16 protein-coding genes are annotated in these 14,644 nt (G+C 44.6%); 6 read left to right on the top strand and 10 right to left on the bottom strand.

Annotation, left to right across the window (positions count from 1 at the left end; translation table 11 throughout):
* Nucleotides 1-125 precede the first annotated feature (125 nt).
* The 7 genes from AC3Y23_RS20260 to AC3Y23_RS20230 all read right to left on the bottom strand — a co-directional run bounded on the left by AC3Y23_RS20260 (nt 126) and on the right by AC3Y23_RS20230 (nt 5,332).
* A complete protein-coding gene (locus AC3Y23_RS20260) occupies nt 126-1,088 on the bottom strand; it encodes a DUF4367 domain-containing protein (protein ID WP_379202330.1) in 963 nt (320 codons plus the stop codon).
* A complete protein-coding gene (locus AC3Y23_RS20255; RefSeq protein WP_379202328.1) occupies nt 1,085-1,657 on the bottom strand; it encodes a sigma-70 family RNA polymerase sigma factor in 573 nt (190 codons plus the stop codon). The genes AC3Y23_RS20260 and AC3Y23_RS20255 overlap by 4 nt, the downstream gene beginning before the upstream one ends.
* Nucleotides 1,658-1,925: 268 nt before the next feature.
* Complete coding sequence (locus tag AC3Y23_RS20250; protein WP_379202326.1) at nt 1,926-2,378, bottom strand: hypothetical protein; 453 nt, start codon at nt 2,376-2,378, stop codon at nt 1,926-1,928.
* Nucleotides 2,379-2,516: 138 nt separating this feature from the next.
* The gene (locus AC3Y23_RS20245) at nt 2,517-2,870 is read right to left on the bottom strand and encodes a hypothetical protein (RefSeq protein ID WP_379202324.1); all 354 of its coding nucleotides are present in this window, start codon (nt 2,868-2,870) and stop codon (nt 2,517-2,519) included.
* Nucleotides 2,871-3,188: 318 nt separating this feature from the next.
* Nucleotides 3,189-3,734 carry a hypothetical protein gene (locus AC3Y23_RS20240; RefSeq protein WP_379202322.1) on the bottom strand — a complete coding sequence of 182 codons (546 nt, stop codon included), beginning with the start codon at nt 3,732-3,734 and terminating at the stop codon, nt 3,189-3,191.
* A 176-nt stretch (nt 3,735-3,910) separates the two neighbouring features.
* On the bottom strand, nt 3,911-4,753 hold the full coding sequence (locus AC3Y23_RS20235; RefSeq protein ID WP_379202320.1) for a protease complex subunit PrcB family protein: 843 nt from the start codon (nt 4,751-4,753) through the stop codon (nt 3,911-3,913).
* A gap of 162 nt (nt 4,754-4,915) precedes the next feature.
* Entirely contained in the window at nt 4,916-5,332 is a 417-nt protein-coding gene (locus AC3Y23_RS20230; protein ID WP_379202318.1) for a MarR family winged helix-turn-helix transcriptional regulator, read from the bottom strand.
* A 246-nt stretch (nt 5,333-5,578) separates the two neighbouring features.
* On the opposite strand from AC3Y23_RS20230, the gene AC3Y23_RS20225 reads away from it, so the two are divergent.
* Complete coding sequence (locus AC3Y23_RS20225; protein ID WP_379202316.1) at nt 5,579-6,112, top strand: DoxX family protein; 534 nt, start codon at nt 5,579-5,581, stop codon at nt 6,110-6,112.
* Nucleotides 6,113-6,200: 88 nt separating this feature from the next.
* Here AC3Y23_RS20225 and AC3Y23_RS20220 read toward each other — a convergent pair whose 3' ends face one another.
* Both AC3Y23_RS20220 and AC3Y23_RS20215 read right to left on the bottom strand, forming a co-directional pair.
* Nucleotides 6,201-7,571: an aromatic amino acid lyase gene (locus AC3Y23_RS20220; RefSeq protein ID WP_379202314.1), complete on the bottom strand. Its 1,371-nt coding sequence runs from the start codon at nt 7,569-7,571 to the stop codon at nt 6,201-6,203.
* 11 nt (nt 7,572-7,582) lie between these two features.
* Nucleotides 7,583-9,043, bottom strand: a complete 1,461-nt coding sequence (locus AC3Y23_RS20215) for an aromatic amino acid lyase (RefSeq protein WP_379202312.1) — start codon at nt 9,041-9,043, stop codon at nt 7,583-7,585.
* A gap of 297 nt (nt 9,044-9,340) precedes the next feature.
* On the opposite strand from AC3Y23_RS20215, the gene AC3Y23_RS20210 reads away from it, so the two are divergent.
* Nucleotides 9,341-10,240 carry an ABC transporter substrate-binding protein gene (locus AC3Y23_RS20210; protein WP_379202309.1) on the top strand — a complete coding sequence of 300 codons (900 nt, stop codon included), beginning with the start codon at nt 9,341-9,343 and terminating at the stop codon, nt 10,238-10,240.
* Between the two features lie 954 nt (nt 10,241-11,194).
* Here the strand turns inward: AC3Y23_RS20210 and AC3Y23_RS20205 are convergent.
* Entirely contained in the window at nt 11,195-11,866 is a 672-nt protein-coding gene (locus tag AC3Y23_RS20205) for an O-methyltransferase (RefSeq protein WP_379202306.1), read from the bottom strand.
* Nucleotides 11,867-12,005: 139 nt separating this feature from the next.
* Here AC3Y23_RS20205 and AC3Y23_RS20200 point away from each other — a divergent pair, with 139 nt between their 5' ends.
* From AC3Y23_RS20200 to AC3Y23_RS20185, 4 genes are all read left to right on the top strand, one after another.
* On the top strand, nt 12,006-12,902 hold the full coding sequence (locus tag AC3Y23_RS20200; RefSeq protein ID WP_379202304.1) for a LysR family transcriptional regulator: 897 nt from the start codon (nt 12,006-12,008) through the stop codon (nt 12,900-12,902).
* Between the two features lie 81 nt (nt 12,903-12,983).
* Nucleotides 12,984-13,403 (top strand): MarR family winged helix-turn-helix transcriptional regulator, encoded by a 420-nt coding sequence (locus AC3Y23_RS20195; RefSeq protein WP_379202302.1) that lies wholly within the window; start codon nt 12,984-12,986, stop codon nt 13,401-13,403.
* Between the two features lie 261 nt (nt 13,404-13,664).
* Nucleotides 13,665-14,318 (top strand): hypothetical protein, encoded by a 654-nt coding sequence (locus tag AC3Y23_RS20190; protein ID WP_379202300.1) that lies wholly within the window; start codon nt 13,665-13,667, stop codon nt 14,316-14,318.
* Nucleotides 14,318-14,626, top strand: a complete 309-nt coding sequence (locus AC3Y23_RS20185) for a hypothetical protein (protein ID WP_379202298.1) — start codon at nt 14,318-14,320, stop codon at nt 14,624-14,626. Before AC3Y23_RS20190 ends, AC3Y23_RS20185 begins: the two co-directional genes overlap by 1 nt.
* Nucleotides 14,627-14,644: the final 18 nt, after the last annotated feature.

Below are 14,644 nucleotides of genomic sequence, written 5' to 3'. Positions count from 1 at the left end.
TATGCCAATTAATATGGATAGATCGATATATCTATTAAGCTTTACAATTCCTCACTACTTATAACCCCCAACGAAAAAAAGACCTCCACATGGGAGATCTTCTCATTCGTACTATTAGCACATGGTCAACGAATAGAATCAGCGATTTTCAGCACCTCAGCCCGGTCTAGCCCCTTGGTTGAGAGGCTATATAATACCCCATCTGCTTCCCAGTCAAGACTTCTATCGTCCCACATCACGGCGTCAACACCGCTTACGCTGACCTTCTCCAGCTTGGCTGTGCTTGATCGTTCGTATGCCGTCTCCTCATCGGAGAAACGCTGCTGCATCCAGATCCTCTGTCCCTTCTTCTCACTGGTAAAGATCAAATCAAGGTATTTCCCGTTAACACCATGTTCATCCTTGGAAAATTCTCCATGGTCAAAAGCGAAGCCTTCCGGCAAATATTTCGGGAGCTTTACTGTGAAAAGCGCGTATTGATTCAGTTCAGCCGGGTCCTTCACCACCACTAATCTGGCCGCTTGTTCCTTATCCCGCTGTTCCTGCTGACTCTTCGTAATCAGCTCATCACCATCAAAGCCTACGATAAGCTCACCCTCAGCGGTATAGACCTCGTCCAACTTCTCTGTATACGATTCTATCTTATTTCCATCCTTGTCAAAAAGCTTACCCTTCAGCTTCTCTGGAAATGGCGGCTCCTGAGCCGGATCATATTGACTGGCAACAATGTTGCCAAGATTGATCTTTTGCAGAACTCTGTCCAGCAGCTCCTGGGCAAAGGATGGCTTAACAAAGCTTACGCTAAGGGCACCTGCAACCAGAATGGAAGCCATGATTATCGCTGGGCGTCTGATGCTATTTTTCACCTTCATCTTTCGATCTGCCTCCTTCATCTTAATTCGGTTCTGTACCATGTCAAAAACATCTGACTTATCGGAAGTTTCACTGAAATCCTGTCCAGCCAGCGCCTTGCTTAAGTCCAGCAGCTCAAGATACTCCGGAGAACCGTTCCACTCAGCGGATTCTTTATGATGCAGACCCTCATCGATGTCTCTGGAGAACCTCTGTACCGTATCCTTGGTATTCACAGCTGTTCCACGCTCCCTATCTCCGATTTCAATTTCCGCATACTGCGGTACAGGATCACGCCGATATTGCTCTCGGACATTCCTGTGATGCTGGCAATTTCCTTATTCTTCAGATTCGCTCCGAATTTAAGGGCTACGATATTCCGCTCCTTGGCCGCCAGCGTATCCAGCGCACGGTTCAGTCCGCTGCTGCGTTCTCCTTCCAGCATGCGCTCATCCGGGGCTTGTCTGGTTGATACCAGTTCACGGATGGCATCGAGTGAGAAGAAGCGGTTCCGCTTTTGACTTCTGTAGTAATCGTTTACTACGTTTCTGGCAATGGCAAACAGCCATACTTCGAACGGTGCTTTTTCCCCGGAGTAGCTATGCAGCTTGGACAATGTCTTCTCGAAGATTTGACTGGTCAAATCCTCGGCCGTATACCGGCAGTTGACGCGATAAGCAGTATAGTTGAATATCCTGGAATAGTAGGTTTCAAAAATCGTTGTGAATAACCTGTCTTTATCTATAGCTGTATCGTTTTCTTGCTTAATTTGACTAAAAGATTGTAGCAATGCGCGCTCTTGCATCCCTCTGCTCTCTCCTTTCCAGCAGTATTCACCCGGCCAAGTGATTTACAGAAGCTAATACGCTGGCAATCTCAATCCATTACATGAATTAGGAAAATTTAACGGATACTACAATGAGAACTCCTCTTAACTTCTTCAGTATCGTGGCTGGTTCCTGTGCTGTATGCGGAATATGTCGCAGCCCTTCTGTCTGAGGGTAGTAATGGAATAGCAAAAAGCCCGCGTTAACCGCAGGCTCTGGATGTGATTTATTCTTTTTGCAGAACGTCTACCAATTCCAATTGAACAGGGACAAGTCACGGATCAACAATCCGCTTTGCTCTAGTCTCACCAGTTCTTCTTCCACATCAGTATCTATAAAACTTTGCTCTTCATGCGCAGTATTCGTTAGCCACGGCTTCCCATCTCTCAGAAAACAAAGGTCATCAGGCAACTTAGGCTGAACCCAAGAGTATAGACCAGTGGTATAAGAAAGAAGAATCTCTGTAGCTTCATCACAACACTGAAAATAATAAATATCCGCATAATGACCAAATAGCCGCGTACCTGGCCAATGATCGTCTCTTCTTTGCTCTTTGAAAAAAGGCTTTAACCGCTCCAGAAGTTCAATCCCGCTTGGATCAAGTGACATCTGATCGCGCTTCACCAGGATGAACTCATCGCACACTTCCATGGAAATTTGTAGGACAGCTTCATAAGCTTTACCGGTTGGCTCTTGCAAAATAGTATAGATAAGTAGGCCTCCCTATGTTCTTAAATGTTCGAATATATTTCCAATTATAGCATGTAAAACGAACCACAAAACAAAAACAGCCCACATCTGTAAAGATGTGAGCTGTTCTTTATGATCCCAATGAGATTATTTGCTCAGGTAAGCATCCGCTTCCTCAACGGTTTCGAAGTACTCTACGAAGTCACCGAAGATACGTCTCATTTGCATTTTGTAAATGGAAGAACCTGTTACATAAGCCCATTTCCGGTCAGTAGCTACGCCTTTTTGAGTTGCCAGATCACTGGTAGGTGCCAGTTCTTTAGCTACTTCTTGAGACAATACTTTAGCGCCAGTCAGGATTGTAACACCAGTGAAGCCTGGTTTTACTTTTTTAAGAATCTCGGTGAACTCATCAATGTATTGCTGTGCATTGTCCAATGTAACCTCTTGAGCGGTAACGACAACTCTGTTTTTTGCTGCATTATATTCGATTGTGAACATTTGTGCATTCCTCCATCATGTATGATCATCTGATGTAATAAATTAAGAAAAGATGCATTACATATTATTTCCTATTCCATTACACATAACTGAATCTTAAATAAAATTTTGTAAATAGTAAAGGTATTAAATAAGAAAATTGTATTTATTTGTCGAATTACGCGGTTTTTTAATAAGAAATATTACCTACATGTTACCAATGGACGCAAAAAAGACCAACATCTTCTTTATAAGAGTTGGTCCTCTATCTCAATCATCGCCTTTGGGTGCAAAGACTCATTGGGATAACTGAACGTAGAAATGGATATCAGGACTGCTCTATTCTTCCGCATTCAACAAATTAATCAACTCTACCAAATCGCCCGCTGAAGCCGCAGAAAAACTATGCTCCGTCGTATTAGCCGTCAATTCCTGCAAAATATCCTTGATCGCTATCAGCTTCACGCCCTCACCGCTGATTTGCTCCAGTTCATTCTGATCCTTCACTCTTCCGTGTACGAACCAATATTGCCATTTGTCGGTATCCATCACGGAGCTGCGCAGCTTCTTCTTTTTGTCAGAGGTATACTTGATCTCTACCCAGGCTTTTACGCTATCCTTTAGACTTTCAGAATTGCGCAGTTTGGCACTTGTCTTCGACTTTACGCCTAGCTTCTCCATCTGCTGCTTGGTCAGCTTGCTGATATAGGCCACAGGTCGCATACTAACCTGAACTTCACAATGGACATACTCCCACTCGCCTTCGTCACTTCTCCGTACCGCGAGGAAATCAATCTCATTCAGCTTCTCCTTGATGCCTCTTATCGTAAAATACCCGTTCTTGTTCAGCCATTCTTCCACAAGAGCTTCTGCCTGAAGAGCCATAATGATATCCTCCTTAGCTAATCATTCATATATCCCTTATATATTCGAGGGTTTATTACAGAATCCTCCATATTCGCTTCTTTAATTTTCATTCCCCTCACCATTTATACAAAAACAACGGATGGCTCCTATTGAGTCCATCCGTTGCTAATAAAGCTTTTATGCGATTATCCGTATTATTTATTGGCCTGAAGTACAGGTTTGTATGTCGAAGGAATGTAAGTTACAGCTTTAATTTCGGTGATGACTTGGGCACTCATGCTGCCCGGGTCCGGCTTCACCAGTTTGTATTTGATCAATGCCTGATCTTTCGTGAATTGAATGCTCGTGATTTCAAGTCCATAACCGCCTGTTGGCGCCGTAGCGGAAAGTGTAACCTTAGTGACAGCATCCGTCTCTTTGCCCGTGGTTAATGTAACATCGATTGGAGCAGGTGTAGGCACTGGTTTGTTGTTGTTAATGAATTTCACCGTTTTGCTGATCATATTGGTTGCTTCGTCACGGCTAATGCTGTTCTTCGGATAAAATTTTTGTTTGCTGTCGAGCGTAACGATCTTGGCGATCAGCAGTTTCTGAATGCTATTCATGTATTCTTTTTTGATTTGATTTCCGTCTGCTACCTTTTGGAATGTTTGAATCCAGACAAACTCACCTTTATGGCTCAGAGCCTGGTACAAAAGCTCAGCAAAGTACTCCTTGGAGATTTTGGCGGAAGGATTGATGTCCTTAGGAAGCTGCACGCCATTGTAATAAGCATTGATGAAATCCTTGGCATATGGAGCGTTATCCTTAACCTTTGTATAGTGGTCGCTTGCCACAGGCATTTTGATAAAATCGATGGCATTCAGGTTCAGGTCTAGTCCTTTTACGATCATACTTACTGCAGTTGCAATATCTATGCCGTTCTGAGGGGGATTCTTGGACCCGCCACTCTTGGCAAAGGCCGCACCCGTAACGTTTAAACTAAAAATTGCGATCATCATCATTAAAAGCAGTGGTTTAAAAAGTCGTTTCTTCATCTTCATTCCTCCGTGAATTGTGTTGGGTTGCTGGTTGTGTTGTCATGATTTATTTCCCAATTGGTACACTCTAGACGGCGATTCTCGAAAAAGGTTGCGGGGTTCGGAAAAATTTATATACTAAAAACAGCCCGGCTTCCCACCAGGCTGTCTTAGTCATTTTCACATATTAATCTTCCCGAGCAATCGAAGCAACTGCTCCTTCTCTTCCGGGGCAAAATCCTCATACACAGCAGCCAGTAATGAATCGGATACCGCTTCAAAAATCGGCTTCAGCGCTCTTCCCTTATCTGTAACGGATAAGCGGAAAACACGACCGTCCTGCGTATCCTGTTCCTTCTTCACATATTCCAGACGCACTAACTTCTCGATCAATGCTGTAGTCGTAGACTTGTCCTTGTCGATCAGGCAGGATAGCTGGTTCATTGTAATGGACTCCTGTCCATACAGATGAAACAGAATGTCCCCATGTGATGGAGCAATGCCGTGAATATTATGCTTCTTCAATTCTTTTTCGATAAATCTATTACTTCTGCGATGGATTCGGCCTATAACGGCTACGATAGCTTTTTCATTCATATCTGTATGTTAATTTTATGCAAAAACTCTGTCAAGAACCATTTGAAAGCGGTAACGATCCCTCGCTTATATCCCCTTCGACACATTTCAAAACAAAATAGTCACAATTTTAGTTTGATATCAAATTTTCTTCGAACTTTGTGATATTTATCACACATATTGTGAAATAAATCACTTATTATAAAGCTATCGAAGATGATCATCCGATACAGACAAGAAAGCACACACTAAAAGGAGTGAAGACATATGTTTAACAACTGGTTCAGAACGAATAAAGCTGCAATGCTGCTGCTCACTATAGTACGGGTATATTTGGGATATGAATGGCTTACTGCCGGATGGCACAAGCTTACCGGGGGATTCGATGCTTCGGGATTTATCAAGGGGGCTATTGCCAAGAGTGCCGGCGAGGGCGCAACCGTCCAAGCTTGGTGGGGAAGTTTCCTCCAGCATGCTGCTCTACCTGGCGTGAACTTCTTTAACTTCCTGGTACCAGCTGGTGAATTCTTGGTTGGTTTGGGACTGATTCTGGGAACATTCACTACATTCGCTGCTCTCATGGGTCTGGTTATGAACGCTGCTTACCTGCTCTCGGGCACCGTCAGCACGAATGTGCAATTGCTGCTCATGGAAGTGATCATTATCGTATCGGCCGCCAATGCTGGTAAAATCGGCCTTGATTACTTCGTCCTTCCGTTCCTGCGCAAGCTGTTCCATAGAAAAGATACTAACACGAACGTCATCCGGCCTGCCGCTACGCCACTGAAACGTACTGTATAACATGAATGCATACTATAACCCGTAAGGAACGGACAGAACCACTCTCGTTCCTTACGGGTTATTTGTATCTAGAACGATATCACTTTTATTAAATCGCCTTTTCGGCAGAAGCTAAGCTTCGATCTCCATCCGTCTTTAAAATCAATGAAACCAGATCGAATTTTTCAGCCAAATAACGATTGATGTCAGCAGCCAGATTGGCAGAGGAACCCGTCTTATTCACATTCAGATCAGGGAATACCTCCAGCACCTTACTAGCGTCCTTACGAACCGCATCTGTCTTGATAGCCGCACCAAGCAGATATGACAAGAGTGATTGGTAGGCATTCAATGCTTTAAGAGCCTTTCTTGCAGCCCCAAAACTAAATTCGACATGATCCTCCTGGTTAGCCTTGGTAGAGATCGAATCAGCGCTAGCAGGGAGGCTTAAGGATTGAATAAGTCTGACTCGTGCTGAAGCAGCTTCGCGGGTTGCACTCAGCCTTCCGCCTTCTTCCAAGTCCAGCCTGTTTATGAATTCCAAAATATAGTTCGCTTTATCGGCAATGAGAAAATTAAGCAGATCCATCACATATCCTACTTGTGTGTTACTGCAATTGCATCCCATTACAGCTTCGTAGCCATCCTCTACTTCGAATAGAAGCGGATTGTCACAGGTAATGTTATTCTCGAAGTTTACAGTGTTCAGAATAATGTCGAAGGCTTGCTCAACAGCCCTATCCACCCGTTCTTTCGAATCGATAATGATACGCCTGTCGTGATTCAGAATAGCTTCGATCTTTGTTTCAACCTCTAGCAATTGCTGCATATTGTGACAGGCAAAGATAGCGATCGCTTGTGTCATGGTCGAACCATTCATTTGCGATAGCACTTCTTTACATTCCAAAGGGAACACGTCCGCCATGTCCAGTTCTTGAAAACAAGCCTGAGCAGCCATGTGTCTGCCTTTATAGAACACCTCTGCTTCTTCCAATCCGCCAACGACCATAGCATTGTGAGCTAACGGGCCAAGATCACTTAAGCCTGTAGAGCCTAGCTCGCGAATCGCTGGAGCAATTCCATGGTTAAAGATCTCCAGCATTCTCTCAATCAATTGGGGTCTTACTCCAGAGTAACCCCTGCTCAGCACATTGGCACGAATGAGCATAGATGCTCTAGTTATGACGGGATTCAGATACTCCCCAACACCTACAGCGTGTGGATAGGGGATCGTTTTATTCCAATCCAGATGCTCTTCCGGCGACAATGCCGTATCCTTCAGATTGCCGAGTCCCGTATTCACACCATAAACAACAGGAGCATCCGATCCAAGCCAGCGAGATACTTGCGCCCTGCTGCTCTCACATCTTACCTTTGCTTCTGCCTTAAGGCGTACACTTTCCCATTCTCCACGCACAGCTTGAATAATATGCTCTACAGTTAAGCTATAACCATCGATATATAAGTTTGCATCCTTCATAGGCTCACACCTTACTTTAAATTTCCGACTATATCTTCTACTGCCTGAAGCACGATGCCATCTGTGACGACTTTCTCCGCAGCAACCATATCCGGAGAAGCAAAACGGTTCACTTTTACCGTCTGCACAAAGTTTCTGAATACATGAAGCGCTTCTTTCGATCCCACTCCGAACTCGAAGTCCACCAGCTTACCCTTAGCAAGATCCATCCCTTGAGCAGACATGTACATCTCGATCCCCAAAATCTTGTTCAGCAGCGATATTGCATCGAGCATCTTCAGCGAAGATTCCAGCGTCGTACATACATATTTTTTGGTGCTGTGATCGATCTTTGAAAAAGCAGTATTCGGCAGGGCCAGCAATTTCATTTCAGCCAATATAGCTGTAGCCGCAGCCTGGATGACCGGGAATCCATGATTGAAACCTGGGTTTTCTCCAACAAGATTCATCGGCAGCCCATATGACATTTTGCTGTCCAAAAGTCTGAAGCTTCTTCTTTCACTAATATTGCCGAGATCTATTAAGCCGACGATGATCAGATCCAGCAAGTACCCTAACAATGGATTCGACTGCTCCGCGATATCATTGATATCCTTGTCAAGCTGCCCCTTCAGCCACTTAACCGTATCTCTGACTCCCCCATGCGTTTGCGGCACAGCCCGGATACTGATGGCATCTTGACAGCGTGGGCCATTGTCCCCACCATATGCTTCACGGCCTCGTTCAGTGGTAAATTCACTATCTGCAATAATTCTTCGTACGTTCTCTGCGACTTCGATCTGGCTAATATACGGTCTGCCAAGTTCATGCAAGCGCCGATCAAAGGCTCCAGTCTCCCCGCGTATGGCTTCAAGGTGCATGGCAACATTAATATCTGCCGTTTTCGTCAACCTGGAGGCCTCAGCTACGGCGTAAATAGACATCGCTGTAGACACACAGCACAGGTTGCTAATCAACTCTATCTCTTCCTGCGTTAATTGAAGCTTGGACAGCTTCATCTCCCGGAATAGTGACCCCACCGCTTTGAATTGTCCCTGATGATAACAGACCAATTCCTCTTCCCCATTAAGGATCAGGATCAGCTCACTCATCACAGAGAATTCAGTTCTGTTTTCTTTATGTAAGCAAGGCTCAATCCGCTGATTCACGAAAAACAGAACTCTTTCCAGCAATCCATCACTTAGCACATCACTATGCTTAACTGAATGATTCAATAGAAGATATAAACTCAAGAGACCTACTTCTTTTGGCAATAACTCGCCGTCGGATTGTACCCAGTCCCTTAATGAATCTAAGAAACTCTCTTCCTGTTCTCTATACGACTCTGTTGGGATATCTGACTGCAGGAATGAGCGCTCTGAGGTTTGACGGTCTTGTTTAACTATGTTCACTTCGAAAATCTTCCCCGCCAATACTGCAGCTATATCCTCCATCTTCAAGTTTGATCCGTTTAATTGTAATGAGGCACTCATGTTCATACTCCTCACAAAGTATTTGTTGAAGTTCATTATTACAAAATGATAACAATTTATTAAATAGATAGTAAGTGGCATCGTTTTGATTGTCAATAAATATTCAGTATTCTTATAGGGATTAATCAGCAGTGTTATGCAGCTTAAAATTCACGATAAAAAATCCAATCCCAAGTAAACGAATGTGATTGACTTGATTTGTAAGTAGTGTTATTATTGGCCCTATAGAGTAATAATACATTATTACTAAATGATAATAATCAATAAAGCCTAATAATGATTGCAGGGGGAATTGAGATGAAAAAGAAATCAAGTTTGTTGCTGCTCACACTAATCATTGCTTTAACGAGTATTGTTGCCGGTTGCGGGGACGGGTCCTCCAAGAAGAAGGTTGTGGTGGGTTCCAAGAACTTTACCGAATCGCTCATACTGGGCGAAATGTATGCATTAGTACTTGAGAATGCCGGCATCAAAGTGGATCGCAAGCTTAACCTTGGCGGGACGTTGATCGCGCATGAAGCACTCAAAAAAGGCGATATCGATGTATATCCAGAGTACACAGGCACAGCCCTGCAGAACATCTTGAATGAAAAGCCGCTCACAGATCCTAAGCAGGTGTTCGATCTTGTCTCAGACTATTATAAGAAGGAATTTAACCTGGTCTGGTTAGCGCCATCCCAAGCCAATAACACTCAGGCAATAGCCATATCTCGCTCCGCCTCCGAGAAATACGGAATCACAACTCTCTCAGAACTGCAAGCCAAAGCAGGCGAGATTAACTTCGCCGGTGTACCTGAGTTCGAGGAACGTGAGGATGGATTGCTTGGAATGAATCGTGTATATGGTGATTTCAAATTCAAGAGCCTTAAGCTTTTCGATTATGGTGTCAAATATCGTGTAGTATTGAATGATGAAGCTCAAGCTACTATGGCCTTTGGAACAGACGGCGAACTGCTTAACCCGGATTTGGTGGTTCTAAAGGATGATAAACATTTATGGCCTCCATATAATGTTGCCCCGGTTATCCGTCAAGAAACTTTAGATCAGGATAAAGAAATTAGCACGTTGCTGGATGCAATATCCGCGAAGCTGGATGATAAAACCATGCAGAAATTGAATGGCGAAGTAGATATTAATAAGCAGGAATACAAAGATGTAGCCAAGCAGTTCCTTAAAGATTCTGGGCTGATTAAATAAAACAAAAAACAGCAGCTTTCCCCGGAGTGCAAGTAGCGGGATGAGCTGCTGTTTTTTAGTTATATATGCCAGTCACATAAGCAAGTTATATATGCCAGTTATATATGCCGAACAAAAGAAATTAACAAAAAGCTAGGATGAGCGAACGGGAAGTTTGGAACTGTAGGCGCAAAGCGCTCGCCTGAAAACTTTCTATAGGAAATATAAGTTGGAAGCCTTCTTTACTTCCATGTGGATTTCTTTGGACGGCAATCTTTGATGTTTGGCGGCAATCTTTGATGTTTGGCGGCAATCTTTGATGATTTCAACGAAAAAAGCTAGCAACGGAACATAGACTGTCAACAGATTCCAACCTATGGCGGTATATCCCCCTTCACCAGTTGTCTTAACAGTGAAAAAGAGCGGCCACCTCCTCAACTAAGTGCAATTTTGCACCTTATTTTTCTTAAATATCGTTAAATGATACAAATAAGTGCAATTCTGCACCTTATTTTTCGAAAAATCTCGCTTAAACGGGTATTCTGGAAGATTTAAGGTACAATATTGCACTTAATCTCCATTAATCCTTAGCTGCAGAGAATTTAAGGTGCAAAAATGCCCTTAATTACACTTCGAGACTTCTTATATAAACAAGCTTTCTTTTTTCTTGGCTACGTTTGTTATTTAATGCGTTCTATAAAGCTTGTTTGTTAGCCCGTTGGTTAGTTTGTTAGTTTGTTAGTTTGTTGCTCGTTGCTCGTTGCTCGTTGCTCGTTGCTCGTTGCTCGTTGCTCGTTGCTCGTTGCTTGTTGCTCGTTACTTGTTACTTGTTGCTTGTTGCTTGTTGCTTGTTGCTTATTGCGTGTTGCTTATTGCTCGTTGCTCGTTGCTCGTTGCTCGTTGCTTGTTGCTTGTTGCTTATTGCTTGTTGCTTATTGCTTGTTACTTGTTGCTTGTGAGTTTAAGCGACTTCGTTTAGCTCTTTACCACACCGAGGATAAATCCATCATATCCCTTGCTGCCTACGGTCTGTAGTGCAGTCGCATCGATTCGTGGTTCGGCGGACAATAAATCTACGAATTGGCGAATCCCTTGCACACGATCATCCACGCTGTCTCCGTTCACAACTTCACCCTCACGAACCACATTATCGGCAATGATAACCGCGCCCGGGCTTGCCAACTGCAACGCCCACTGCAAGTAATGGGGATTGTTTGGCTTGTCAGCATCTATGAAAATAAAATCAAATGGCTCTACGCCTTGAGCCTCCAATGCAGCCAAGGATTCCAGTGCAGGTCCTTCGATAACCTGTACCTTGTCAGCCAATCCTGCCGCCCGCAGGTTATCCTCAGCGACTTGCACATGCAGATGTTCAAACTCCAGTGACACCAGCTTTCCCTCAGCAGGTAACGCCCGAGCCAGCCAGATGGTGCTGTAACCGCCCAACGTTCCGATCTCCAAAATGCGTTTAGCCCCCTTCATGCGGGCCAGTAGATGCAGCAGTTTCCCCTGATTCGGCGCCACATCAATGGCCGGTAGACCGGCTCCTGAGTTGGCAGACAGCACGGCATCAAGCACGTGATCTGCAGCCAGCAGCTTGCTGTTGAAATACTCATCCACTTCGCTCCATCTCTGTGTTCTTCCCATTGTTTTATTCCTCCTCATAATTATTGAATCACGTATTTGTCTTGTTTCTGATTACAGTTTATGATGAATGAAATCATAATTCTAATATATGTTTTTAACCCATTCATAATTTCTAGTTATATAAGGAGTGGCAGACAGGATGAATATACATGCGCTCAGGCTGTTCTACTATGTCGCAGAGACTGGCAGTGTGACAAAGGCAGCGGCCAAACTCAGAATCAGCCAACCTGCGGTTACAAGCCAGATCAAGAAGTTCGAGAAGGATCTCGGACTTCCCCTGTTCACGCCGAGCGGGCGAGGCGTATCCTTGACTCCCTTTGGCATGGAGCTGGCGAAGCAGGCCGGGAATTTTTTTACGTATGAGGAACAGATTGATAAATTTATTGAGGATTACAGGCAGGGGCGAATCGGCAAAATCCGTATTGCGGCTACGTATCTTCCGGCAAACTTCCTGATTCCCGGCTGGGCCGCCCGCTTCAAAGCCCGTTATAACCAGATTGAGGTCGTCATCACAACCACGAACTCGCGGCAAGCTTTTGAACAGTTGAACCGGCACGAGGCAGATGTAGCCATTTATGGGGGCGGCTTGGAGGGCAGGCCGGAGAATATGGACTGGGTGGAGCTTTTTGAAGATGAGCTATGGTTTGTCGTGTCTCCTTCCCATCCCTTTGCCAATCGTTCGGTGACCCTGGCTGAGATGATGAAGGAACCGTTTATCATGCGTGAAGAAGGAAGTTCAACGCGGGAGCGGTTATTTTCCCTGTGCAGGACCTATGATCTGAAGCCACCGCAGGTGGCGCTGCAATTCAACGGTCTCAACGAGGCGATCCGATCGGTGATGGCGGGTTACGGGGCGAACTTTGTCTCCTCATTGGTCGTTCGTGAGTACGTCGAGCGCGGGCTACTGGCCAGGGTATGGGTGGAAGACATTCATCTCACTAACAATCTCGCGATCTGTACCCGCAGTAATGAGCAACAACCGGCGATTGTTCAGCAGTTCATAGAAATCTGCAAGCAGTATCCTACGGAAGTTTAGATTTACAATGGCTTGACAACAAAGTTATAGCTTCTATATATTTTAGTAACTATAAGAATATGGCCGAATTGGAGTGGGCTTATGAGTGCTAAAACAAACAAGGACCAAGCCATCCATGCTGTTATGGATACCATGGCTAGCGTGCAGCGGAGTTCCCAGGCTTTTATTGAAAAAATAACCTCACCAGAATCGCTGACACAAAATCAAATCATGCTGCTATTTCAGCTTCAACTGACCGGGAGCCTGAATATTACGGATATAGCAGAACGCTTCATTATCACACCCGGAGCGGCTTCCTTCATGTGCAATAAGCTAGAAGATGATGGCCTGATTGAAAGAGTTCGTACCAAGGAAGACCGCAGAGTGGTCCATATTGTGATTACGACTCAGGGAGAGCAGCGAGTCCGGCAACTTTTTGACAGGTTCGATAAGGAAGAACTAGATCGAATCGCCTTAACGCTGCAGAAGGTCCATGAGCTGATGAAAGGCATTGTAGATTAGTTCTCTAACCTTGCTCAGATTCCTCCGGTTGCTATTCTGCTCGGGATAAGCAGCCCGGAGGTTTTCTTTTTTAGAGAATGATCATAGAAGATGTCAAGATATTAGGTACAGCAAAAGCACTGCACTGTGTGGATTTAAGGCACGCGGCAGTGCTTTTTTTGGCATGCCTATGATCAAAATAACATTATATTGAATATATATTATAATTGTTATATATTTTAATAATTAAAATAAATTATCGCATAGGTGGTGAAGCATAAGATGCACGATGACATACCGTCTGAACCTGCATTTAGTCAGCCCCCACTAAAGGTGAAGGGATCACTCCTGCAAAGAGACGATATTGTGGCTGCCTCGGTGGAAGTGCTGGGAGCCCTGACTGCCCGAGGGAGCATTACAACAGCAAGGTTGAAGGTCTCTGGCGAATGCTCCGTTGCGAATGCCTGCGTTGCACATCAAGTCAAGAACCTTGGAAGTTTACGGGTGCGCAGTCTTCAATCTGAGGAGATTAGTTCATCCGGTTATTTGTCCGTAACACAGGAGACGACAACGGGATCTCTTTATGCCGAAGGTGCAGTGCGGATGAAGTCGTTAACAGCCAGATATTCCATAGAAATCCGTCTGGGGAATACATGTTCAATTGATACGATGAGCGCAGACGGAGAAATATCGATCCTTCTATCATCCACCCCATTCAGCTTCCTGATGGGACCATTGCGTAAAATGAACTGCGGCACCATTACAGGAACCACGATCAGGTTGGAGCGAACCACGGCTGATCTGGTCTTTGGCGAGGACGTCTCTATTGGGCCGGGCTGCGTTATTCAGGAACTTCATTACAGCAAGAGGCTGACGGTAGATTCTAAATCAGAAGTTAAAAAGGTAGTATTCCTACCTGACAGGGAGGCGACGTGATGAGCAGCAGTACCTATTCCAAAGCTAGCCTGTTAAAACTTACGATCAAAAGTTTCTTGGTCCTCTTCTGTGTTCCCATTCTCAGTGTTTGGACGGTGGGGAGCCTACTATGTGCAGCAATCGCCATGGTCGCTGCCCTGCTGGGGCTTTTTGGCTGGAACGGTATCGCGATGAACATCTACCCCGGGTATGCCTTGCCTGGAATTCTTGGCTTTCCAGTCGGCCTGCTACTCGCTTTCCTGCTGATTTTGTCTTTCTACTACACTCGACGATTCTTGAAAAGGTCCATACAGTTTATTAAATCCTGAGCATCGGATCTCTCAGCG

This window comes from Paenibacillus sp. MAHUQ-45, assembly GCF_058133325.1.
The sequence above is the reverse complement of the archived record's forward strand: the minus strand, read 5'-3'. Positions and strand labels throughout refer to the sequence as shown.